Source organism: Anabaena sp. FACHB-595 (genome assembly GCF_048568275.1).
Lineage (GTDB): Bacteria > Cyanobacteriota > Cyanobacteriia > Cyanobacteriales > Nostocaceae > Trichormus.
This window is the reverse complement of record NZ_CP183473.1, coordinates 4,507,813-4,532,378: the sequence shown is the minus strand read 5'-3', so window position 1 is coordinate 4,532,378 and position 24,566 is coordinate 4,507,813. Positions and strand designations below refer to the sequence as shown.

21 protein-coding genes are annotated in these 24,566 nt (G+C 41.1%); 12 read left to right on the top strand and 9 right to left on the bottom strand.

Going from position 1 to position 24,566, the window contains the following annotated elements; translation table 11 throughout:
• Positions 1 to 234 precede the first annotated feature (234 nt).
• Together ACN222_RS18790 and ACN222_RS18785 are read right to left on the bottom strand one after the other, a co-directional pair.
• The gene (locus tag ACN222_RS18790) at positions 235 to 1,722 is read right to left on the bottom strand and encodes a DUF3131 domain-containing protein (RefSeq protein WP_010997896.1); all 1,488 of its coding nucleotides are present in this window, start codon (positions 1,720 to 1,722) and stop codon (positions 235 to 237) included.
• A 79-nt stretch (positions 1,723 to 1,801) separates the two neighbouring features.
• The gene (locus tag ACN222_RS18785) at positions 1,802 to 3,103 is read right to left on the bottom strand and encodes a BCSC C-terminal domain-containing protein (protein ID WP_010997895.1); all 1,302 of its coding nucleotides are present in this window, start codon (positions 3,101 to 3,103) and stop codon (positions 1,802 to 1,804) included.
• A 686-nt stretch (positions 3,104 to 3,789) separates the two neighbouring features.
• Here ACN222_RS18785 and ACN222_RS18780 point away from each other — a divergent pair.
• Positions 3,790 to 4,581 (top strand): SDR family NAD(P)-dependent oxidoreductase, encoded by a 792-nt coding sequence (locus ACN222_RS18780; RefSeq protein ID WP_010997894.1) that lies wholly within the window; start codon positions 3,790 to 3,792, stop codon positions 4,579 to 4,581.
• A 107-nt stretch (positions 4,582 to 4,688) separates the two neighbouring features.
• On the opposite strand, the gene ACN222_RS18775 is transcribed toward ACN222_RS18780, so the two are convergent.
• Together ACN222_RS18775 and hemH are read right to left on the bottom strand one after the other, a co-directional pair.
• A complete protein-coding gene (locus ACN222_RS18775; protein WP_010997893.1) occupies positions 4,689 to 5,240 on the bottom strand; it encodes a DUF2808 domain-containing protein in 552 nt (183 codons plus the stop codon).
• A 272-nt stretch (positions 5,241 to 5,512) separates the two neighbouring features.
• Complete coding sequence (gene hemH / locus ACN222_RS18770; protein WP_010997892.1) at positions 5,513 to 6,679, bottom strand: ferrochelatase; 1,167 nt, start codon at positions 6,677 to 6,679, stop codon at positions 5,513 to 5,515.
• 93 nt (positions 6,680 to 6,772) lie between these two features.
• On the opposite strand from hemH, the gene ACN222_RS18765 reads away from it, so the two are divergent.
• The gene (locus tag ACN222_RS18765) at positions 6,773 to 7,396 is read left to right on the top strand and encodes a class I SAM-dependent methyltransferase (RefSeq protein WP_010997891.1); all 624 of its coding nucleotides are present in this window, start codon (positions 6,773 to 6,775) and stop codon (positions 7,394 to 7,396) included.
• Positions 7,397 to 7,573: 177 nt separating this feature from the next.
• Here the strand turns inward: ACN222_RS18765 and ACN222_RS18760 are convergent, their stop codons facing one another.
• Positions 7,574 to 8,974 carry an amidohydrolase gene (locus ACN222_RS18760; protein ID WP_010997890.1) on the bottom strand — a complete coding sequence of 467 codons (1,401 nt, stop codon included), beginning with the start codon at positions 8,972 to 8,974 and terminating at the stop codon, positions 7,574 to 7,576.
• A gap of 83 nt (positions 8,975 to 9,057) precedes the next feature.
• On the opposite strand from ACN222_RS18760, the gene ACN222_RS18755 reads away from it, so the two are divergent.
• From ACN222_RS18755 to ACN222_RS18730, 6 genes are all read left to right on the top strand, one after another.
• The gene (locus tag ACN222_RS18755; protein ID WP_010997889.1) at positions 9,058 to 9,852 is read left to right on the top strand and encodes a cysteine hydrolase family protein; all 795 of its coding nucleotides are present in this window, start codon (positions 9,058 to 9,060) and stop codon (positions 9,850 to 9,852) included.
• Positions 9,853 to 10,308 carry a cupin domain-containing protein gene (locus ACN222_RS18750; protein ID WP_010997888.1) on the top strand — a complete coding sequence of 152 codons (456 nt, stop codon included), beginning with the start codon at positions 9,853 to 9,855 and terminating at the stop codon, positions 10,306 to 10,308.
• Between the two features lie 188 nt (positions 10,309 to 10,496).
• A complete protein-coding gene (locus ACN222_RS18745; protein WP_010997887.1) occupies positions 10,497 to 11,885 on the top strand; it encodes a cytochrome P450 in 1,389 nt (462 codons plus the stop codon).
• Between the two features lie 520 nt (positions 11,886 to 12,405).
• Positions 12,406 to 13,164, top strand: a complete 759-nt coding sequence (locus tag ACN222_RS18740) for a DUF2993 domain-containing protein (RefSeq protein WP_010997886.1) — start codon at positions 12,406 to 12,408, stop codon at positions 13,162 to 13,164.
• Between the two features lie 108 nt (positions 13,165 to 13,272).
• Positions 13,273 to 14,970: a beta-carotene ketolase CrtO gene (gene crtO / locus ACN222_RS18735; protein ID WP_010997885.1), complete on the top strand. Its 1,698-nt coding sequence runs from the start codon at positions 13,273 to 13,275 to the stop codon at positions 14,968 to 14,970.
• Between the two features lie 123 nt (positions 14,971 to 15,093).
• Positions 15,094 to 15,456, top strand: a complete 363-nt coding sequence (locus tag ACN222_RS18730) for an ArsR/SmtB family transcription factor (protein WP_010997884.1) — start codon at positions 15,094 to 15,096, stop codon at positions 15,454 to 15,456.
• A gap of 75 nt (positions 15,457 to 15,531) precedes the next feature.
• Here ACN222_RS18730 and psbA read toward each other — a convergent pair whose 3' ends face one another.
• Positions 15,532 to 16,614 (bottom strand): photosystem II q(b) protein, encoded by a 1,083-nt coding sequence (gene psbA, locus ACN222_RS18725; RefSeq protein WP_010997883.1) that lies wholly within the window; start codon positions 16,612 to 16,614, stop codon positions 15,532 to 15,534.
• Positions 16,615 to 16,811: 197 nt separating this feature from the next.
• On the opposite strand from psbA, the gene ACN222_RS18720 reads away from it, so the two are divergent.
• Complete coding sequence (locus ACN222_RS18720; protein ID WP_010997882.1) at positions 16,812 to 17,945, top strand: NAD(P)H-dependent flavin oxidoreductase; 1,134 nt, start codon at positions 16,812 to 16,814, stop codon at positions 17,943 to 17,945.
• A 116-nt stretch (positions 17,946 to 18,061) separates the two neighbouring features.
• On the top strand, positions 18,062 to 18,775 hold the full coding sequence (gene hetL, locus ACN222_RS18715) for a heterocyst differentiation pentapeptide repeat protein HetL (protein ID WP_010997881.1): 714 nt from the start codon (positions 18,062 to 18,064) through the stop codon (positions 18,773 to 18,775).
• A gap of 133 nt (positions 18,776 to 18,908) precedes the next feature.
• On the opposite strand, the gene obgE is transcribed toward hetL, so the two are convergent.
• The 3 genes from obgE to ACN222_RS18700 all read right to left on the bottom strand — a co-directional run bounded on the left by obgE (position 18,909) and on the right by ACN222_RS18700 (position 21,610).
• The gene (gene obgE / locus ACN222_RS18710; protein ID WP_010997880.1) at positions 18,909 to 19,937 is read right to left on the bottom strand and encodes a GTPase ObgE; all 1,029 of its coding nucleotides are present in this window, start codon (positions 19,935 to 19,937) and stop codon (positions 18,909 to 18,911) included.
• A 313-nt stretch (positions 19,938 to 20,250) separates the two neighbouring features.
• Entirely contained in the window at positions 20,251 to 20,925 is a 675-nt protein-coding gene (locus ACN222_RS18705; RefSeq protein WP_010997879.1) for a Mo-dependent nitrogenase C-terminal domain-containing protein, read from the bottom strand.
• 100 nt (positions 20,926 to 21,025) lie between these two features.
• A complete protein-coding gene (locus ACN222_RS18700; RefSeq protein WP_010997878.1) occupies positions 21,026 to 21,610 on the bottom strand; it encodes a Uma2 family endonuclease in 585 nt (194 codons plus the stop codon).
• Positions 21,611 to 21,826: 216 nt separating this feature from the next.
• Between ACN222_RS18700 and ACN222_RS18695 the strand changes: the two genes are divergently transcribed.
• Positions 21,827 to 23,155: a hypothetical protein gene (locus ACN222_RS18695; RefSeq protein ID WP_010997877.1), complete on the top strand. Its 1,329-nt coding sequence runs from the start codon at positions 21,827 to 21,829 to the stop codon at positions 23,153 to 23,155.
• Between the two features lie 52 nt (positions 23,156 to 23,207).
• A complete protein-coding gene (locus ACN222_RS18690; protein ID WP_010997876.1) occupies positions 23,208 to 24,290 on the top strand; it encodes a class I fructose-bisphosphate aldolase in 1,083 nt (360 codons plus the stop codon).
• The last annotated feature ends 276 nt before the right edge of the window (positions 24,291 to 24,566 follow it).

The following is a 24,566-nucleotide window of genomic DNA, read 5'->3' as shown; positions in this document are numbered from 1 at the left end:
GAGTTAAAAATCAGTACATTGATAGCACTGCGGTAGAAATGAATTGAATCGCATTAGCGAATAACATGAAGTCGGGGACTCATGAATTTAGATATTAGGCGGAAATCTTTGCTATATCAGCGAGGAATACACTGAATCTCTTGTACTTAGGTACAAAATACAAGTTAATATACTGATATATTCTGGGTAGAATGCTTTATTTACTTTTAGTTCACAGTGATCGTGACTTTGAAACTATTGCTCAGGTGCGATCGCTCCAACACCTCCGCTTTGAACCTTAACTCCTGCCCAAACAGTGAGGGGTTTGCCAACTTGCTTATACAGAAAACTTTCTAAAATTACGCCGTTATTGTTAGCTGTGAGGGCTTTATTTGGCTGACGTAAAGATTCGTACAATCCGTTGTACCAGCCTTTCTCAGATTTCAGTTGCTGGAAGACAGTGTGAGATAAAGTGCTTGTGTAATCAGTGTTGTAAAGTATATGCCAGCCGATCGCTGCTTTGGCACTGAGAAAGCGTAAATCGTTGTACTGTTGTCCAGTATCTGTAATTGTTGCCCAAGCTTTGCCGTTCACAAACAAGCTGTTGTAAACAAAGTAAGGCAGACGGTCTACATTGTCTTCTGTCAAAGCGGTTAACTCTTGTGTTGCTTGATAACGGGCGGCTTGAGCAGCTAAAACTCTATCAGCATAAGCTTTAGGCAAAGCCTTAAACCCAGTTTCTATGCCATCCAGAATATAGGGTTCGCTGAGGACGTAGTTATTTCCGCCTGAGTTGGTAGCGTCGCGGCGATCGTAAGGAACACCTTGTCCGTAGAGATTGACAAAAGCGGTTTGCGACCGATAATCTAAGGCTTGCTTGACATCTAACCCCCATAGTTGCAAACCGTAGGCGGCGTAGCTTTCATAGCCTAAGCGCCCTTCTTGGTGATATTGTTCTTGACCTTGAACAACGCTAGTGCCGTACATTTGCCCGTTTTTGGTGAGGCGCTTAACTTGCCAATGCTTCCAAACAGCTTGCACAGGCGATCGCATTTGGGGATACTTGGCTTCGACGATCTTTAGCCAAATTGCCATTCGTCCTAAATCAATAGCTGACCAGCCAATTTCTTCTCGTTGATCTAATTTTCCATAATTAACAGGAAGGAGAGTTTTGGCGTTGTAGACTTTGTTGGGTAGCTCACCTTTATATAAAGGTAGGGTTGCTAGAGTCTGCAACGTTTTACTCATCTTCGCCTCAAATTCTGCCACTGGAATGAGATTAAGTTCTCTAGCACTCACCAAAGCAGCGATCGCCGCCGCCTGATCCCACATAGTTACAGAACTAAAGCCATCGGCGGAATTAACTAAGCCGGTTTCATCGTTCCAGTTGTGTTGAAAATATGACCAAGCTATCCGAGCGTTAGCCATATCTGCTGCATCCAGTTTGCCAATTTTCACCCCGATGTAAGGTGTTTTAGTTTTAGTTAATTCACTAGCAGGAACAGAGGTTCCTGGTATAACTACAGATTTAGCATCAAGTTTTGCTACCTTTTGTGCTTGTGTTTCCACATTAGCTGTAGGAGAGATAGTTTGAGGTGTTGATATTGCAGATATTGAGGTATTTTGAGCCAAACGACTAGACAAAGAATTTAACCCAGCGATCGCTATCACTGCGGTAACCACCCCTCCAACAGCGACTAGTATAGATAAGCCTGGAGGTGGGGGTTGAAAGTCGGAACTCATGCTGTATCAAACCCTATTGTGTAATTTACTCAAAGCTTCAACAAAGTTATCTTTCCCAACTCCCAAATTTAACTAACATCTAAAATCTCATCCTTAACTGTCCCGTTAAAGAACCACCACTATAATCACTTCCATCTGTATCTTGATTTCGCACATTGCTGAAGCCATAGCCTATATCGGCCTCTATTTTTGGCGATAACTTGACTGTACAAAGACTTTGATAAGTGTTGGCGTTATCAGTTTTTCCATTAATGCGCTGTTGTCCCAAGTTAGCCGACAGCCGACACTGCAAGAAATTAGCAATATCCCCCTGCCAAGCAACTTCAGCGTTGTATGCGAGAAAATCTGGGGGAGAAAAATAGCCGCTAGTGCTTTCCAGATTGCGACTGTAACTCCAATTGAATAAGTTAGCCGCCAAAGAAAATTGTCCAAACTTGCGTTCTAGCCGGCTAAAAGACTGAACTTCAAAATTGCGATCGCTGTAATTACCCAAACGCAGCGATGAGAATAAACTAGTGTCACGATCAATTTGCCAATATAAATTAGGCCCAAACCGCCAAGCTGTAATTTGATTTTCTAAGGTTTGAACATTAGATTTATAAGGGCCTTGTTCTAAGTTAGCTGATATGATTAAACCCGATACTAATTGACCTGAAGAAGAAACTTGTAGTGGTATAATAGGAGCTTCCATCTGAGCATTGAAATTGATAACTGTAGGTAACCGATTAAAAACATCAACTCCTACTGTTGTTTGTAGAGTTATTTCATCTAATTTTCCTTGCCAACCAATTTCCACAGGAATGTTAGTGACCGATTTCATATCCCGTTGCTCAAAAAATTCTAACCCTGTTTTGAAAAATATTTTATTCCCATTAGGCAATTTAAATTGAATTATTGGTTCAACAAGTAAGTTACTTTGACCAAAATTATTAGTATCATTACGAAAGTCTGTTTGAATACCTTCTAATACTGTCACTGGCTTAACCGATTCGGTGGGTTTTGCGGGTGGAATCAGGTTAGGCTGTCTTGTGGGTGGTATTGGTATAGCTGGAGGTAATCGTAATCCAGGATTGAAGTTTTCCGGGGCAGCAATTAAGATATGTTTTTTATTTAATTGATTTAAAAGTATATTGAGTTGGCGTTGATTGTTCTGGATAAAGAGTAAATTAACATCATCTCCAGGATTATTAGAAGTGATATTTTCTAGCGATTTTGAGGGCTTATCCCAATTTCTGTGTATTGGAGCAGCTTGTGAATTCGCTGTTAATAACGCCCAAATACCCAAACTCCAAAATAAAATAAGCTGAATCTTTAGTCCTGGCGAAAAGTGTTTAGCATACTTGTATCGATATACAAAGTTATAGTAGGCGCTAATTTTCATAATGAAATATCATACTTTGTAGTATTAGCAACAATCTCAGAATTATTTTTCTGCTGTTGCCCACTTTAACTTACTCGACACTATAGAAATTTCTTTTAATGTTTGAAAAAATTAAATAAAATTTAACTTCATTTGAATACCAATTAAAAATTAAAAAATCCATACTTTACAAGGGTTTCTAGTTTCATAACCACCGTAAAGTCGGAGATTAAGTATGATATTTGTCCAGCACATACTACACAAAAATTCATCCAGTCAGATATACATATTTAAACTTTTGCAAGCATTACTCTAAATAATATAGTTTTAATTCCGAACAAAAATTATTTTTTAGATAGAATATATATATACAAAAATGACCCAATAAGTTGAATATAATTTTGGACGGCTCGTTCATATTTATCAAATAAAAATTAGAATTCAGGAGCCTGAAATCAGCAAAAATTATGTGCAAATTACGGATGCAGCTAGCTTCTCCTGATCCTTAACCAAAACAAGAGGATTTAAGCGCACACTAACTAAGTTCGATTGCTGAAATTTATTTACCCTGATAGTTATCGCAGGCTGCTGAATCATATTTAAAGCGTTATCATTTTGGTTTTTAAAATAGGTCAATTCCTTAATTATCAAGTCTCTTTTGATAAATACAGACCTAGTTAATCTATTGAAATCACCCAACATCAAACATGAACACAACACATAAGCAGACTGCTCTAATTACTGGTGCAGCTAGTGGTATTGGTTATGAATTAGTGTGTATTTTCGCTGAAAATGATTACAATCTCGTATTAGTAGATCGGGCAAAGGAAAAACTAGAAGAAATAGCGATTGAGTTTCAAGATAAATTCGGAATTTCTGTTAAGCCTATTGTCCGAGATTTATCTAAAACAACATCTCCTGAAGAAATTTTTCAAGAGGTAGAACAGGCAAATATTAAAGTTGATGTGCTAGTCAATAATGCTGGGTTTGGTACTTATGGATTATTTAATGACACTAACCTTACTGATGAACTAGAAATGCTACAGGTAAATGTGGTATGTACTACCCATTTAACTAAGTTATTTCTCAAAAATATGGTTCAGCAAGGTGAGGGAAAAATATTAAATGTCTCTTCTGCTGCGGCTTTTCAACCAGGGCCTTTGATGGCCGTTTATTTTGCGACTAAAGCCTACGTATTATCTTTTTCTGAAGCACTCGCCAATGAATTAGACGGTACAGGTGTCACTGTGACGGTTCTTTGCCCAGGAACAACACAGTCTGCTTTCCATCAAAGAACGGGGATGGCAGATTCTAAACTAGTCAAAGGTAAAAGGATGATGGATGCGTCAACAGTAGCCGATATTGGTTATCGTGGTTTAATGCAGGGTAAAACAATTGTTATTCCTGGTTTGATCAATAAAATCATGGCGAAAAGTATCAGATTTATCCCCAGGAAACTAGTAACTAAAATTGTCAGGAATATGCAGGAAAATAAATAATGATCTATTTGGTCGATAGTTATTAATAATTAAGTGTTGAGTTGAAAATTAAGACTTCCAACCCAACACTTCCTAATTTTCTTGAGACATTGAATTAACAAATGGAGTTAATATACTTGAAACTGAGCTAAACCATAAGGAATCTCTCGGTTGAAGCCAATATGTCCACCAGCTAATTCATAATTAAAAGTACTCTTGGAGGGATACGGATAACCAAATGCCAAATCTGTGAGAACAATTTCTAGAGTGCTTCCTGGCGCTACTGGTTGAGCAAAGCTAATTCTCATTTTCTCTCCTTCTCTGGTAACGTTGGCATTGATGCTTTGACCAGATTGATCTGTAACTGTAATATTGTCACCAATACTGATATTTTCTTGCGGTAAAACCGTCACGTAGGCTAGAGGTTGACTACCTGTGTAGAGACTGATGTAATTAGTAGTACGAGATGTACTTGTATGTTTAATTCGAGGTGCGCCAAAACTATCTTGAGTTATTGGTGTAGTTTGTGGAATTTGAGTTCCTGGGGTTTGAGTGTTGGGAATTTGAGTCCCTGGGGTTTGGGTGTCGGGTATTGGATTTACGGGTGTTTGAGCTACAACGGGTAGAGTAGTTGCAGCGATCGCCAAGCCTAATGTGGATAACCAAAATAATTGTTTCATGGTGAGTTTCCTGTAACTAACGTAATTTATTAATCAAATCAAACTCACTTTAAAAAATATCAGTAGCCAATACGTCCCACTAATGAGATATTTAGTTGATTTTTCTCCAGTTTTTATTCCTATCTTTTGAAGGAATTGCTACTATTCATTAGTTATAAAAAATCGGGCATTGATCAAAATTCAATGCCCGATTTATCACTCCAATTAATATTTTTTTGTGATAGAAATGTTACAGCGACGCTCTTTTAGCGGATATCATCGCTTTTCTCTCACTACTGCAAAAGCCCAATCATGTGCAGTAGACCTTGGCCTGTAACCAACTCGATAATTAGAGCAATGAAACCTAGCATTGCAATCCGTCCATTCCAAACTTCCGCACTAGAAGTCATACCCCATTCCCAACTCTCAGGAGGATACATTTTGACCATTTTCTTGATTTGGGCGGCTTGCGAAAGCTTGAAACTGGGTTTGTTGAGCGCATCAATTACCAAATCAGCCAAAGCTCTAATAAATACTGGATGGGTATTAGGTGCAGGGACACGACGGAAATTGTGGATTCCGGCTTCTTCTGCTATTTCCCGATACTCGATATCAATTTCCTGTAGTGTCTCGATGTGTTCGGAGACGAAACTGATAGGTACAACAACTAAATCTTTGACACCTTGCGCGCCTAGTTCTTTGAGTGCATCTTCAGTATAGGGTTGTAGCCATTCAACCGGGCCGACGCGACTTTGGTACGCTAAAGTGTGAGGGTTTGGTCGATTGAGAGTCTGCATAATTAATGCAGTACATTCCTCAATCTCCTGCTGATAGGGGTCGCCTGCTTCTTCAACATAGCTTTTGGGTACACCATGAGCGCTGAAGAACACATGAACCTGATCAGGATGAGGAAATTGCTCTATTTCTTGGCGGATGAGTTCCGCCATCGCCTGTAAATAACCTGGTTCTTTATACCAAGAAGGAATGACTGTGTATTCCAGACGTTGTAGTTTGGGATCTTCTTGCCAAAGTCTTTCTAGTAGACGGAAGCTAGAGCCACTAGTGCTGATAGAGAATTGGGGGTATAGTGGCAAAATCACCAAGTTATCAAGGTTATCTTGGGTCAAAAGAGCGATCGCCTCTTCCGTATATGGGTGCCAATAACGCATTCCCACATAAATATTCGCTTCTTGACCCAAATAATGCAACTGTTCCTTTAAGGCTTCTCCTTGGGCTTCCGTAATCCTCCGTAGTGGGGAGCCACCGCCAATTTGCTTATAGTTCTCTTGGGAGGTTTTGGTGCGTCGAGAAGCAATAAACCAAGCCAAGGGTTTCTGCAACCACCGGAATGGTAAGCGTATAATTTCCGGATCGGAGAATAGGTTAAATAGAAACGGAGCTACATCCTCCAGCTTATCGGGACCACCGAGATTGAGTAATAATACGCCTACACGACCCATAGCAGTTATTTTCCCCCAACCTTTTCAGATTTTTTACTAATGTTAACAATATATCTTTATTAAATATAAAGCTTAACAGTTAGGAATAGTACAATGGCAACAATTTTCAGAGATTTAAGTTATCGCTACCAATGGCTCTATGATTCCATATCTCGTGTAGCTGCGCTCACTGTGGGTGGAGAAGCTAGATTTCGGAAATTAGCTTTGCAAGGATTAACGATTCAGGCAAATACTTCTGTGTTAGATGTTTGTTGTGGTAGTGGTCAAGCAACGCAATTATTAGTGAAATCTTCACAAAACGTAACAGGATTAGATGCTTCTCCCTTATCTTTGCAACGGGCTAGACAAAATGTTCCAGAAGCTAATTATGTAGAAGCTTTTGCGGAGAAAATGCCATTTCCTGATAATCAGTTTGATATAGTGCATACCAGTGCTGCTTTACATGAAATGGAACCGCAACAATTGCGAGAAATCATTCAAGAAGTTTATCGAGTCTTAAAACCGGGAGGAGTGTTTACATTAGTAGATTTTCACACTCCTACTAATCCCATCTTCTGGCCTGGTTTAACAGTATTTTTACTGTTATTTGAGACGGAGACAGCTTGGCAATTATTAAAAACAGATTTAGCTGGGTTACTAACTGAAATTGGTTTTGAAGCGGGTCAATCAATTTTATATGCGGGTGGTAGTTTACAGGTAATTCAAGCCAAGAAATAAATTTGGCTTCTCCCAATTCAAAATTCAGACGTAGGTTGGGTGAAGGCTTTGCTTAAACCAACACCCTCATATGTTTTGGGTTGCGCTACGCTCCACCCAACCTATATTTTTTTACTGTTGAAAGTATCTGTGCCACTATACTTATGTGTAAATAGCTCTCTACACTTCTGTGTGATCCTAAGTTAAACCCATGACTGTGCGGTAATGAAGCTCGAATTTTTCCACTGTTTGAGATTGGCGATTAGTAGCCCATTCACTGAGGTGGAATAATTCTGCTCGCAATTTCTCAACGTCAATTGTATTTACTTGACCATTTGTGATGATTGGCTGACCATTTACCCAAGCACTATCGACAACGTTTGTAGGACGACCTAAAACTAATAAACCAATGGGATCTGTACGGGGAACCAATGATAAATTAGTCAGATCATAAAGTATTAAATCGGCTTTTTTGCCAACGGTAATTGAACCGAGTTGATCCACCAGATTTAGTCCCTTGGCAGCGCCCAAAGATGCCATTTCTACTGCTTGTCTGGGGGAAATCCAAGAGCGATAATCAAAGTCGGTGACGTTATGCAAAATAGACCCAATTTTAATAGCTTCTAACAAATCTTGCGAGTCATTACTAGAAGCACCATCACAACCAAAAGTTACATTTACTCCGGCTTGACGATATTTTAAAATTGGGGCAATTCCACTCCCTAAACGTAAATTACTTAAAGGATTGTGAACGACTGTCGATTGGGTTTGTGCAAGGATATCGATATCAGCATCATTTAACCACACACAATGAGCTAAAGAAGTGCGATCGCCTAAATAACCAATGCGTTGCAAATGGGTAACAGCACTACAACCGTATTTCTCTTGGGCGAGTTTTTCTTGGGCTTTGGTTTCTAATAAGTGAGAGTGACGACATAAATTATAGCGATCGCTTAATTCAATACAACCTGTGAATAAAGCATCTGTACACAACTGTATCCCCGTAGGGGCAACTAAAATACTCACACCTGCATCTGGATGATGAAACTGTTTCACCGCCTCCTCAATCAAGTCTAAAGTGGCAGCAGTGGAACGGAAAAAAGGCTCATGGGTCTGGGTAGATTCCCCAGCAGGTAGCCCGGCGGAGAGGGATTGGTCTTGAATGAGGGGGGCGATAAAAGCCCGAATCCCCACTTCTTGATAAGCGCGGACTGCACTGGCGATAGTTTCCAACTCTTGCCCAGGAATTAATACCAGATGATCTACTACACTCGTTCCCCCAGACAGTAAAGTTTCTACCGCCGTACCCAAGGCGCTGAGATAGACCTTCTCCGTATCCAAAGGCGCAAAATCATACAGTTCCGCCAGCCATAACTCTAAAGGAAAAATAGAGATTAAGCCTCTTTGCCACATTTCCGATGAGTGGGTATGAGCATTGACAAAACCAGGTAATAAAAGCTTATGTTTACCGTCAATGGCAGTACCGATAACATCTAAATTGGGGGCAATAGCGGCGATTTTATCACCTACAACCTGAACATCGGCAGTGGTGTAACCGTCATCAGTAGCCAGTAGAACATTTTGGATAGTGAAACTCACGGATTTTAACCTTAATTAAGTAATTAAACGCTCAATATGATTTCAAGGTACAAAATAGTAATTATGTTGGGTGATGCAATTTTATGGATCAGTCTTTACGCACATTGGGAGTAGCGCCAAATGCTTGGATGGTGAATCAAGCGATCGCAGATATCACTCGTCCGCAAAAGACCCCACAACCCGTTATCTTATCAACAGAAACCAAAACTCTGCGCCTAGATTTGGCAAAAACAGCCATTCTCGTCATAGATATGCAAAACGACTTCTGTCACCCAGATGGCTGGTTAGCCCATATCGGCGTAGACGTGACACCAGCTACTAAACCCATCGTACCTTTAAATAATTTACTGCCAGAATTGCGTGCTGTTGGTGTGCCTGTAATTTGGTTAAATTGGGGCAATCGTCCCGACTTACTGAACATTAGCGCCAATTTACTTCATGTTTACAATCCTACAGGGGAGGGGGTGGGGTTAGGCGATCGCTTACCCAAAAACGATGCTAAAGTACTGATGGCTGGTAGTTGGGCGGCAGCAGTCGTAGACGGACTCCAGCAATTCCCAGAGGATATTTGTGTAGATAAATATCGCATGAGTGGCTTTTGGGACACACCTTTAGATAGCATTTTAAAAAACCTGGGAATTACAACAATATTGTTTGCTGGTGTTAACGCTGATCAATGCGTACTGACTACCTTATGTGATGCTAACTTTTTAGGATATGACTGCATTTTAGTCAAAGATTGTACTGCTACAACTTCCCCTGATTATTGTTGGTTAGCGACCTTATATAACGTTAAACAATGCTTTGGTTTTGTTAGTGATTCACAAGCAATTTTCACAGCCCTAAATCACCCTGAAGCCACAGGAAGGGATAAATAAATGCAAGCTACTCGTTGCGTAATTCCTGTTATTAAATCACCCAAAGACTACCAAGTATATCGTATTAGCCCTCACGATACAAATCGGTTAGCAATTATTTTTGATTCCACCAACGCTAACACTTCCCTAACCTGCTGCGTAGAAATTTTTGAAGTCGGCGGACAAACACCACCTAATCGTCATCAATGGGCGGTAGAAATGTTTTTTGTCATTAAAGGGGAAGGCATAGCCATGTGTGACGGCAAAAAAGTCCCTATCAAAGCCGGAGATAGTTTATTAGTACCTCCCACAGGCACCCATTTAATCAAAAATACAGGCTCTAGTCGCCTGTACACATTAACAATTATGGTTCCTAACGAAGACTTTGCCGAGCTAATTCGTAGTGGTACACCCTTAGAGTTAGATGCAGAAGATATGGCAGTACTCGGCAGATTAGATGCCTTGATGCCTTGTTAAACCAATTCGCAATAGCCTGCGGCATCTCTACGAGAGGCTTCCGCCAAAACGCAATTCGCTTTTTCCGTGTTGTCACGGGAATTTAGGATTAGTAGGGTGGGCATTGCCCACCAAAACCATGATTACTAATAATTAGAGGTAAGTATTTTTTACTTTGCACACAGCACTTGCTAATTTCTAAAAACTCTATGCACCTACCAAAAGGCCCCCAAACTCCCGTTTTTGTCCAAGTACTGCGCTGGGTTTTTAGCCCCATGTCCTTTCTGGAAGACTGCGCTAAACGTTACGGAGATATTTTCTCGGTAAAGTTAGCCAAAGATGTCCCAGCGATAGTATTTCTCAGCAACCCCAAAGATATACAGCAAATTTTAACCAACGATAACAACCAACTGGACTCACCAGGTGATTGGAATGATTTATTTGAACCTTTATTAGGTAAACGCTCTGTAATTACTCTTTCTGGCGCAGAACACCAACGGCAACGGCAATTATTAATGCCACCCTTTCATGGCGAAAGGATGCGGGGCTACAGTCAGGTGATTACCGATGTCACCGAAAAAGTTATCAGCCAACACCAGATAGGTCAACCCTTTCAAGTCCGGTCTGTGACTCAAGCCATTACCTTAAGGGTAATTATGCAGGCGGTATTTGGTTTATATGAAGGTTCCCGTGCTGAAAAACTACAACATTTGTTGTCTGACCTTTTAGAAAAAAGCAGTTCCCCCTTTAGTGTGGCGTTGCTTTATTTCCCATCCTTACGCCGGGATTTTGGCCCGATTAAGTTTTGGGGTGAACAAGTACAAATACAACAGCAAGCTGACGAACTCATCTACCAAGAAATTCAAGAACGTCGAGAAAATCCCGACCCATCACGCACCGATATTCTGAGCTTACTCATGGATGCTAGGGATGCAGACGGTCAACCAATGACCGATGTGGAATTACGCGATGAATTGATGACACTGTTAGTAGCAGGTCATGAAACCACAGCTACAGCCTTAGCTTGGGCTATGTATTGGATTCATAAACTACCCCCAGTCAAAGCCAGATTACTGGAAGAATTAGATAGTTTAGGAGATAATCCAGACTCCACTACCATCTTCAAATTGCCCTATCTCAATGCTGTTTACTCTGAAACCCTGAGAATTTACCCAGTAGCAATGCTAACTTTCGCCAGGAGAGTCATCGAAACTATGGCATTGGGTGGTTATGAACTCCCACCAGGTACACCAGTTTTAGGTTCAATTTACTTGACCCACCACAGGGAAGACTTATATCCAGAGCCGAAAAAGTTTAAACCAGAAAGATTTTTAGAAAGGCAGTTTTCACCCTATGAGTATCTACCCTTTGGTGGTGGTACGAGACGCTGTCTTGGCCTGGCTTTTGCCCAATGGGAGATGAAATTAGCACTTGCTAAAATCCTTACTAGCTATGAATTAGAATTAGTTAATAATAGTGTGGAAGTTCGACCAAAACGTCGTGGTTTAGTAACAGGCCCACACCGTCCTATCGAGATGGTGATTAAGAGTCAGCGTCAAATCACATCTCGGATTCTAGAAACAACTACTGTAAGTTAAGTTGCACAATCTATCGTGAGGGCTGTTAACTGTTAACAGCCCTTATTAGTAGTTATGCAATTTAGATGTGCATTAGCTTATACCAATTTGAAAAAAGAATGCGCCAGATATACAGCCCCAAATGCTTATCCTGTCTTGATTCTTCATTTTGCAGCTTTAGCTTTCCTTTGCTACACAACGCTCGCGCGAACGGAACTGCTTTCGCCAAAGGCGTTCTCGCAGAGTACCCGTAGGGTATTTTGAATTTTGAGTTGGTATTATCCCAGGCTTCTCCACGAAGTCGGGAATTAATAGTTTTTAAGTGAACCCCTTTCAAAAAACAACTCCGAGAGGAATTATTTCTCAAGAATGATTCAATCTTAATAAATCATTCTTAGGGCTTATTGAATATTAATGATTTGCCTAAAAAATATTTTAGTAGTAACTATTTGTTTTTTTGTATATACCATATTGTAGATCCGATATTGGCTATTTAGAGTTTAAAGTTATTAATGAGAGGAAACTAGGAAAATATAAGTTCATGCCAGATAAGCAGAATTTAGAAGAAAAGTTAATATCTCAGGTAGCTGAAAGAAGTATATCAAATCAGCTAGATACAGCCGAGCAAATTGACATTTATGTCCAGACTGATATTTTAAAAGTAGTTCAGGGACAAGCCGATGGTGTAACAGTTAGTGGTCAAGGCTTAGTAACTAAACAAAATATCCGTGTTCAAGAGATCCAAGTAAAAACAGATAGTATTGCTATCAATCCACTAAGTGCCATTTTTGGAGAAGTTCAACTAGATAAGCCTGTAAATTTAACTGCTCGTGTCATTCTCACAGAAGCCGATATTAACTCTGCCATCGCCTCAGATTTTACTCGTAATTTCATGCAAGATTTTGAGTTAAATGTGGAGGGAGAAATTATTAGTTTTGAAATGCAAGATGTGCAAATATTTTTGCCTAGTGATGGACAGATGGGCTTTCGCGGGAGTTTTTTATTAAAAGAAAAGAATAATAGGCGATCGCTTGGTTTTACTGCTATGCTTCGTCCCCGGACTCATTGCCAACCTATAATATTAGAAAGTTTCCATTGTACAGAAGGAAAAGGGGTTTCTTTAGAATTAATTACCGCATTAGTGCAGAAAGCTAAAGAACTAGTAAGTCTCCCTTATTTTGTCTGGGAAGGCATGAAGATTCGTATTAAAAATATGGAAATTCGCCAAAGTATATTAATACTTTTATTAGAAGTGAATCTCGCTCAATTACCTGAATCAATTATGGAAAAATCTGAGTAAAAATACCAGTAAGATTACCTGTAGTTTATTTACTAATAACTATCAAAGTTGTAATTTCGTTTCACCCTTTGTAATATTATCAAGCCACTCTAATTCAAGATAACAAATATGCAAGAATATGATGTTGTAATGATTGGTGCAGGACATAACGGGCTAGTTTGTGCCGCTTATTTGCTGAAAGCTGGCTATAGTGTCCTGCTACTCGAAAAGCGTTCTGTTCCTGGTGGTGCAGCTACAACAGAGGAGTGTTTGCCAAAAGAAGCACCAGGGTTTAAATTTAATTTGTGTGCCATTGATCACGAATTTATTCACTTGGGGCCAGTTGTTGAGGAATTAGAACTGGGGAAATATGGCTTGGAATATTTAGAGTGTGATCCAGTTGTATTTTGTCCTCATCCTGATGGTAAGTATTTTTTGGCTCATAAATCTTTAGAAAAAACTTGTGCAGAAATCGCTCGGTACAGCGAACGTGATGCTAAAAAATACGCCGAGTTTACCGAATATTGGCAACGGGCAATAGGTGCAATGATTCCTATGTTTAATGCCCCGCCAAAATCAATTATTGATATTGTTGGTAATTACGATATCACGAAATTCAAGGATTTATTTTCAGTCATCGGTTCTCCTAACAAAACGCTGGACTTCATTCGCAATATGTTAACCAGCGCAGAAGATATTCTCAATGAGTGGTTTGATTCGGAATTTCTCAAAGCACCCCTAGCAAGATTAGCATCAGAACTCGGCGCACCACCATCCCAAAAAACGATCGCTATTGGTGCAATCATGATGGCAATGCGTCACAATCCGGGGATGGCTAGACCTCGCGGCGGTACTGGCGCATTAATTAAAGCGTTAGTAAATTTAGTCATAAGTAAAGGCGGTGTGATTCTCACAGACCAACAAGTCGAAAAAGTTTTAATTGATGACGGTAAAGCCGTTGGTGTGCGGGTAAGTGGTGGTACAGAATATCGTGCTAAATATGGTGTGATTTCTAACATCGACGCAAAACGGTTATTTTTGCAAATGACCGATAAAAGTGATGTAGATGCAGCCGACCCAGATTTATGGGAAAGATTGGAACGGCGCATTGTCAACAACAACGAAACCATTCTCAAGATAGATTTGGCCTTAGATGAACCCTTGCGTTTTCCTTTCCACGCCCATAAAGATGAATACTTGGTTGGGTCTATTTTAATTGCTGATTCTGTAGCCCATGTGGAACAAGCACATAGTAAATGTACATTGGGAGAGATTCCTGATTCCGACCCATCGATGTACGTAGTTATGCCTAGCTATCTCGACCCCACATTAGCACCTTCTGGCAAACATACAGTCTGGATTGAGTTTTTCGCCCCTTATCAAATTGCTGGTGCAGAAGGTACCGGTTTCAAAGGTACTGGTTGGACGGACGAATTGAAAAACCAAGTTGCAGACAAGGTAGTTGATAAACTGGCTACCTATGCGCCAAATGTCAAAACAGCCACTATTGCCCGTCGTGTAGAAAGCCCGGCGGAATTGGGAGAAAGACTAGGCGCATACAAAGGTAATTACTACCATATTGATATGACCTTGGATCAAATGGTCTTTTTCCGTCCTTTGCCAGAAATAGCCAACTACAAGACCCCCATCGATAATCTATTTCTCACTGGTGCAGGTACTCATCCCGGTGGTTCGATTTCGGGAATGCCAGGACGCAACTGTGCGCGGGTATTTTTGCAGACTAAGCACCCCATTACTCAGACTCTCAAGGATGCCAGGGATTCGATTAAATCAACGGTTGGGTCGGTTTTTGGGATTAATCAATAGTCTGTGGTCAACGGTTGACAGTTAACGGTTGACGGTTGACTACTGACGACAAACTTTAATCGTATTTAGCTATAATACCAACTAGTTATTAAACGCTTTTTGTGTCGGCAATTAAATCTCACTATGCCAAAAACAAAGCCATCCCAGGCTGATCCGTCTGTTCTTGTGGCGGTTGCTGACTATTTTAAGGTACTATCGGAGTCCAGTCGATTACAGATATTGTCTTGTCTCAAGTCAGGGCCAATGAATGTGATGGAAATTGCAGAGGCGACTGGCTTAGGACAGGCAAATTTGTCTAAGCATTTAAAAGTGTTAACTCAAGCAGGTCTGGTATCTCGTCAGCCTAAGGGTACCAGTGCTTATTACGAGATTACTGATCCAATGATATTTGAACTTTGTGAGTTAGTATGCGATCGCATTAGTCAACGTTTACTACAGCAGGCTAAGAGTCTGAAAGCCCTTCAAGAGAAAACACCAATTTTTTAACAATCACATAGTCATCTAAAAATAAAGCACCCTAAAATTAGGGTGCTATCTACTAAGCAGTATACACAGGAGAAACTAACTAGCGATCGCTGGAGCAGTCAAAGCAATTGGTTGAACTTCACCAGACGCTAAATCTAGCGGGAAGTTGTGAGCATTTCGCTCGTGCATCACTTCAATCCCTAAGTTGGCTCTGTTGAGCAGGTCTGCCCAAGTGTCAATTGTCCGTCCTTGGTGATCCAAAATTGAGTTATTGAAGTTGAACCCATTCAAGTTAAAGGACATGGTGCTGATACCCAAAGCCGCAAACCAGATGCCAATTACTGGCCAAGCTGCTAGAAAGAAATGCAAAGAACGGGAGTTGTTAAAGCTGGCATATTGGAAGATTAACCGCCCAAAGTAACCATGTGCAGCTACGATATTGTAGGTTTCCTCTTCTTGACCAAACTTATAGCCAGTATTGGCTGATTCTACTTCTGAGGTTTCCCGCACTAATGTAGATGTCACCAAGGAACCGTGCATTGCCGAGAATAATGCCCCACCAAAGACTCCAGCCACACCAATCATGTGGAATGGGTGCATGAGAATATTATGTTCCGGTGAAAACACAATCATAAAGTTGAATGTGCCAGAAATACCCAGCATCATCCCATCGGAAAAACTGCCTTGCCCAATGGGATAAATCAACAACACGGCTGTTGCAGCCGCAACGGGAGCAGAAAAAGCTACAGGAATCCACGGACGCATCCCTAAGCGATAACTTAGTTCCCATTGCCGACCCATATAAGCATAGATGGCAATCAGGAAATGCAGGACAATCATTTGGTAAGGGCCGCCATTGTAAAGCCATTCGTCTAAAGAAGCCGCTTCCCATATAGGGTATAGATGCAGGCCAATAGCGGCTGAAGTTGGCACTACAGTAGCAGTAATAATGTTATTACCGTAGAGCAAAGAACCTGATACTGGTTCACGAATGCCATCCACGTCAACTGGTGGCGCGGCAATAAACGCAAGGATAAAGACAATTGCCGCAGTTAAGGCTGTGGGAATCAACAATACTCCAAACCAACCAACATACATTCGATTTTCCGTACTGGTAATCCAGTTACCGAATCTATGCCATAAATTAGCGCTACTACGCTGTTCTAAAAGTGTTGTCATTTGTTGTGATAATTGCGAATGTGATGGTGAAATATCAACCGACAAGGGTGTAACTTGTCTTACAATCATATATAACTTTATAATAATATAGTTGTCAAGCGAAGTAAGTAAAATTTTTCGGCTGAGTACATAAATGTTATCCGCATGACAATTGACACCGAGATGTTAAAATTACTCTAAAGTTATTTAGTTAATGAATGAATAGTTCTGTAAAAACCCGTATCCTCCAGCCTTTACGGATTGGTAAACACATTGCCCGCCATCCCATCATTCAAGGGGCAATGGCCGTGCGGGTATCGGGAGCAAAATTAGCGGGAGCCGTTGCCAATGCTGGGGGTGTGGGCGTGATTGCTTCTTTGGGACTGGGTTTAGATTCGCCCTACTTTGACAAACGCAAAAAACGCAGCTTTTTTACAGCCAATCGCCTAGCTTTAATAGATGAACTAGCAGCAGCCCGCAGTATCAGCCCTGATGGGGTGATTGGAGTAAACATTCTGGTTGCTACCAAAGATTATTCTGTATTAGCCCAAACTGCTGCTGCCCAAGGAGCAGATATCATCATCACTGGTGCAGGATTACCCCTAACTTTACCAGAGTACACCGCCGCATATCCCGATGTGGCACTAGTGCCGAGTGTGGCGAACATGGAAGCGGCTCAGTTGATTTGTGAAACTTGGCAAAGTCGGTATCATCGTTTACCAGATGCGTTGATTGTGGAGAATTGCCAACAGGTAGGGGGACACTTCACCCAGTGTGAGCAAGTTAATATTCCGGGATTTTCTCTGGAATTGGTGATTCGTCAACTGCGGGATTATTGCAAAAACCATTTAGGTGCAAGCATACCATTAATTGTGAGTGGAGGAATCAGCGATTCCCTTCAGGATAGCTCCGCTTCACGCACCGATATTGATCGGATGATAGCAATAGGGGCTGATGGTGTGCAAATTGGTACGCGCTTCGTGACCACGGTAGAATGTGATGCCGACCAGCGTTATAAAGATTATCATCTACAAGCCCAGTCAAAAGATATTGTGACTGTACCCAGTCCAGTAGGCAAACCCTGTCGTGCTTTACATAATCTGTTTACAGAACAGGTAATGAGTAATTCATCAAACTTAGAAAAGCGATGTATTGCTAACTGTTTAGAAACTTGCTTGTGTCGAGATAAAGGAAAAACTTATTGCCTTTTGCAAGCACTTGCTCAAGCAGCCCGTGGCGATGTGGAAAATGGTCTAATTTTTTCGGGCGCAAATGCTGGTTATACCCAAGACATCATATCTGTCCCAGAACTGATGACAGAACTAACTCAAACTCATACCATTGAAGTTTAATCTAGTGATAAATACTAGACAGGGACATCTGCACAAGCTAAGAATCAGAAGAAAAGAAATTTAAAGAGTTGGTATCATACCCTTTAAATTTATTAATTATTTAATTTGAATTATTTATGAATGTGGGTGAAATTCTGAGACATTATGCTGCTGGCAAACGCAACTTTCAGCATATCAATCTGCAAGAAATAGAGTTAACAAATGCAAGCCTCACAGGTGCAGATTTGAGCTACGCCGATTTACGTCAGACGCGACTTGGTAAGAGCAACTTCAGCCACACCTGTTTACGAGAAGCAGATTTGAGCGAAGCCATTCTCTGGGGAATAGATTTGAGTGAAGCAGATTTGTATCGCGCCATCCTCCGCGAAGCAGATTTAACAGGTGCAAAGTTAGTCAAGACTCGTTTGGAAGAAGCGAACTTAATCAAGGCTAGTTTATGCGGTGCTAATTTGAATAGTGCCAATCTCTCTCGGTGTTTACTCTTTCAAGCAGATTTACGTCCCAGTTCCAACCAGCGCACAGATTTGGGCTATGTGCTGTTAACTGGGGCAGATTTAAGCTACGCTGACCTGAGAGCGGCTTCTCTACATCACGCCAATTTAGACGGTGCAAAGCTGTGTCGGGCAAATTTTGGTCGGACAATTCAGTGGGGAAATCTAGCGGCGGATTTGAGTGGGGCTAGCTTGCAAGGTGCAGACTTGAGTTACGCAAATTTGGAAAGTGCCATTTTGCGAAAAGCAAATCTGCAAGGAGCAGACTTAACAGGAGCAATTCTGAAAGATGCTGAACTAAAGGGAGCCATTATGCCTGATGGTTCAATTCATGATTGAGATTTTACAGGATTCCTGGGAAAAGGGGATTTTTTAAACGCAGAGGAAGGCGGTAGACGCTTTTGCGGCAAGCCGCAGGCTGGGTAGCGCGGAGGTACGCAGAGTTTTTTACGAACCACTCGCTATTTTGCTGCTAACTAAAAACTTCTGCTTCTTCCAGAGCATTTACTTGGTCAAGAATTCCCCAAACTTCTTGTAACATTGGTTCTAACCCAGTGCGAGTTACCGCAGAAATTAAGAACACAGGGGCGTGAGAAAGATGATTTAATTGGATGGCTAGTGCTTCTAAGTCTACAGTTTCCCGATCAACTGCATCAATTTTATTCAGCGCTAAAATCTGCATTCGCTCATTTAAACCTCGTCCGTAAGCTTGCAATTCCTGCTCAATTGTGTTGTAGTCTCTGATAACATCATCACTAGTAGCATCAATTAAGTGCAGAAGTACCCGTGTCCTTTCAATGTGACGCAAAAAGTCATGTCCCAACCCTGCACCGTCGGCTGCACCTTCAATTAAGCCAGGGATATCGGCAAAGACTGTACCATCACCTGTAGGTTTCCGCACTACACCCAAGTTGGGGATGAGGGTTGTAAAGGGATAATCAGCAATTTTCGGACGCGCCGCCGATAAAGATGATATTAAAGTTGATTTACCTGCATTAGGTAAACCGATAATTCCTACTTCTGCCAATAATTTCAACTCTAAACGGAGCAGCTTTCTTTCCCCTGGTAATCCTGGGAGCGAGTATTCTGGGGCGCGGTTACGGTTACTCAAGAAGTATTGATTTCCCAAACCACCTTTACCACCTGCTGCAATGATTAGTTCTTGGTTAGGTTGAGTTAAATCACCAAGTAAATCACCCGTTTCTGCATCATAAATAGTGGTTCCACAGGGAACCTGGACGATTAAATCTTTCCCGGAAGCGCCTGTACAGTTATTGGGGCCGCCACGACCGCCATCGTCTGCTTTAAATATATGCTTATATCGGAAGTCTAACAGGGTTTGTAGATTTTCCACCGCAACGAAAATGACTGAACCACCTCGTCCGCCATTCCCACCAGAAGGCCCACCGGCGGGTACATATTTTTCACGCCGGAAAGCGACGATACCATCGCCACCTTTACCAGCTTCTACTTCGATTTGTGCTTGGTCGATAAATTGCATAATTCGTCAATTGTCAGTAGTCAGTTGTCAGTCGTCAATGCTTATTGGTTATTCGTTCGTTGGAATGCTTTCCATTGATCATGATGTCTTCTTCACAACGTAACGCATCAGCAAAAGTTTATGTTTGTTTAGTTGATCTACTTAACAGGTTACGCCTAAGTAGTCACTCTTTGCCAGTGTTGAGTACCGACTTTTAAGTAGAGATTGGGGATTGGGGACTGGGGGTAAAGAAGAATAACTAATGACCAACGACAACTGACAACTGACAACTGTACAGACGCGATTAATCGCGTCTCTGACAACTGACAAATAACTAAATATAAGGCGAAACGTCCTCTTTACATTCATCTGCCAAATAGGAGAGGGCGCGGAAACGTAACCCTACTAGTTGTTCATACAATGGGTTGATTTTACATAAGGGGGGAATGTGAACAATTTTGCGTCCGAATAGGGTGACATCCCGTTCAAAGGGACATTGGGGGGGAATCATTTTACATAAGAAACGGGCGACTCTGGGGTCTTGAATGTCTAAGCCATCTAGCCAGTGGCGCAGGGGGTCAAGTACTTCTAGTGGCGGGGCGTGAGGTGCTACTAGCCCAAGAGAATGTGTTGGTTCTTTGACTATTAAAGTTTGGCGTAGGGCTTCCAGTATGTCCTCTGGTTCTCCTAAGGCTTGACATAATTGGTGCAGTACTTGATCTTCGCTGGGAGAATAGGTACCATCTGCGATCGCTACCATAACAGCTGTACGCAAAAAGTTTTCTGCTACTGGTGTATTCTTACCCAAAACCGTGGCTAATTCTGCTGGTGTGATTACTTCTAGTGAATCCCACTCGATACTAGGGGCTAATTCATTTTGTGTAATGCTGGCAATTGATGCTTTTTCTTGCTCATCAAAGTTACCATCAGCCCAAGCTATTGTCAGCAATCCACGCAACCAAGCGGAAATTTGTTCGCTACTGTAGGGAGAATGAACGACACTTGTCATAAACTCACGCTTCACCAATTCAATACTAAGTTAGCTTTCATGAGGCTAAACTGTTAAAGGGCTAACTTCCCAAGTCTTAAGCTTTGTTTTGCGATCGCCTTTAATTAGCAGCTTGATGTATTTCAACTGTAACATCTTCATAGACGTTAGCGATCGCACAGCGCAAATCTACACTAGCTATATGCAGTTCCTCACCTTGTCCGTAGGGATAAAGCACCCATTGTCCTTCGGAGTTGCGACGAAAACACTCTACACTTTGGCGATTTTGACTCACCAGTACATACTCTTGTAACGATTTTATTTGGCGGTAGTGAGCAAATTTTTCTCCTCTGTCAAAGGCTTCGGTATTGGGGGATAAGACTTCGATAATTAAGCCAGGATAACGGAGAAAGTTATCAAATGCTTTATCTCGCTGGTCGCAAGTGACGGTAACATCAGGATAGTAATATATATCGAGTAACTCAATATGGACTTTGGTAGCTGAAATGTAAGTCTGACATCCGCTTCCACGCAAATGATTTTTCAGCATAGAAGCCAAGTTCAGAGAGATGACTACATGAGTATTACTCGCCCCCACCATTGCGTCAATCGTTTCCTGGCGATATGCAGGCCTGATGGAACTGCTTTCTTCGGCTTTGAGATATTCCTCAGAGGAAATATAGCTAGAACTGGGAGTTGCAACCATTTGTTAGCACCTTGCGTGATGTCTTGTATCTAGTTTATGAAAAGCTCATAATTTAGGACGCTGCTCATCGCCCCGCCAACGGTAACACAACTCGTCACCAATGGCTGATTTTAGTCAACTTTCTAAATATATATTTTTACAAATCTAGCTATTGCTAGATGCTGTCATTCTCTGGAAAAGCTTAATCTACAACTGTTACACTCTAGAAATAGACCTGTGGATGAGATATTAGAGCGATCGCACGAACTTAAACAAGCCTTAGTGGATTTTGTGCTGGATGCGGAGGGTGACATAGCCCAAGCATTAGAAACCTATGCAGCAGAACGGTTACGCCGTGGTAGTGGGGATAATACACAGCAAGACTTAACCATTGATAGTTTTCTGATTGAGGGAAAAGTTGGTGATGAGTCGCCACTAAATTTATTTATTGCTAGTCAGGAAGATTTAACAGAGAGCGATCGTCATCTTCTCAACAGTTGGCATCGTAGTTTTATGGGTTTATTTGCTATTACTCAAATTTTACCTGATGGTTTAGAATTACTCAATTGGTTAACGAATAAATCTTATATTATTAAGCCCAATAATTCCCAAGTATTACAAGCAATTGAACGATTAAAAATAGGCGAGATTTTACTAGCTCGTATCTCTCCTGTTACCGATAATTATTGGACATTTTCTAGCCCATATACATTATTAGGTAAATTGGGTAAACCAAAATTAGCTGTAGCCATTGGTAATTTTAAAGAAAACTATAAGCATCATCTTTATAGTGATGCGCCTGATGTCCTAGAATCTGCTTGGAATTCTGTATATCAATATCATCAGGATTTTCTTGACTTCTTTGGCAGTGATGAAATTACTCTACCTGGATATCAACTGAATAAAAAAATTGCTGAGTTTCAAGAATTAATTACAGAGAAACGTTTGGCATCTTTAGGAATTGACCAGACAAAATCTCTAAGTGAATTAGGCATAGAAGCTGGTGTTCAAGAAGAGGATATTCAAGCCGCAGTTAAAGAAACTGGTGCAGATGCCAAGATAGTTTCCCAGGTATTGAATAATAAAAGTGGTAACACCAAAATGGTGATGCCAAAAGTTGATTTACCTGCGGAACTGAAAAAAGCCGAACAAGTAACAGCTATTTCTCATCCCCGTTGGGGACAAATGTTTTTACCAACATATAGTAAATTCCAATCTTTATTATCAGCAGAAGATTGGCAAAATGTTGATGGGGCTGAGAAACTAGTTCGTTATTATCTGGAAAATAAAAGTATTAATGCGTTTATTTGGGATCGTTTAGCCGAACAGTATCCAAGTTCCTTGGAAAAAGTTTTACAAACTGTGCTACAACGTCCAGATTTTAATATTAGTAATGATTTGAATGCTCTTTTACAAGAGTTTAATAAACCTTTAGAGCCAGATTTGCCGGATATTGCTAGTGTGCCGATACATCTGCATGAATTATTTCAGGAAGCGGTTGCAGAAGTCCACAAATCTAAGCCAAAAGGTAAGATACCGAAAAAGGTAGATAAGGGTTTTAAATAGACAAATGCTATCTTAAAAACAAAATCATTTGCTCAGATTTGAGGAAACCCTTATGACTACCACACTCTTAGAATCTAATTCTATCGAGTCATTGCTAGGGCATGAAGCAGAAGACTTGCTGACTTACAAAGCTAAAGTATCTCAAGACTTATTACATCTACCAGGGGCTGATTTTATTGATCGAGTTTGGTTAAATAGCGATCGCAATCCTCAAGTCTTGCGAAATCTTCAACAACTCTATTCTACAGGTCGTTTGGCATATACCGGCTATCTTTCTATTCTGCCAGTAGACCAAGGTATTGAACACTCAGCCGGAGCATCTTTTGCACCTAATCCTATTTACTTTGACCCAGAAAATATCATCCGTTTAGCAATCGCTGGTGGTTGTAATGCTGTCGCCACAACTTTAGGTGTATTAGGTAGTGTTTCGCGTAAATATGCCCACAAAATTCCTTTCATTGCTAAACTTAACCATAATGAATTGTTAACCTTTCCCAATCAATTTGACCAAGTATTATTTGCTGATGTAGAACAGGCTTGGAATTTGGGAGCAGTGGCTGTTGGTGCGACAATTTATTTTGGTTCTGAACAGTCCACCAGACAAATTCAAGAAATCAGCCGTGCATTTAAACGCGCCCATGAACTAGGAATGGTCACAATTCTGTGGTGTTATTTGCGGAACAACGCATTTAAACAAGACAAAGATTATCACCTGGCGGCTGACCTCACCGGACAAGCAAATCATCTAGGTGTAACAATTGAAGCCGATATTATTAAACAAAAGTTGCCTGAAAATAACAATGGCTACGGTGCAGTAGCCAAAGCCACAGGTCAGAGTTACGGTAAAACTCACGAAAAAGTCTATACAGATTTAACCACAGACCACCCCATTGATTTAACTAGATACCAAGTACTCAATTGCTATTGCGGACGCGCAGGGTTGATTAATTCTGGGGGTGCATCTGGCAAAAACGACTTTGCCGAAGCAGTCCGCACCGCAGTTATTAATAAACGAGCTGGTGGTACAGGATTAATTTCTGGGAGAAAAGCTTTCCAGCGTCCTTTTGAGGAAGGGGTGAAGCTGTTTCACGCTATTCAGGACGTTTATTTGTCGCCAAATGTGACCATCGCCTAAGTTAGGGACTTCCAGATAAAAAATATCCAAAATGTAGGGTGCGTCAGTAAGAATAATTTCTTGGTACGGCTAAGTTTTCTCACACTGACGCACCCTTGTATATTAAAAGAAGTGGTAGACCGTCGCACCCTAGGTCATTAAAGACCGCTTTGTAGCATGGGTCACCACAACAATCTCTTTGACAGAACTCGAACAGTCGCCGGGGTCAAAGCTTTAAACTACTGACATTTAAAGTATACAGTCCGCATCGGGCAAGGATGAGTGAAATCAAGGGGA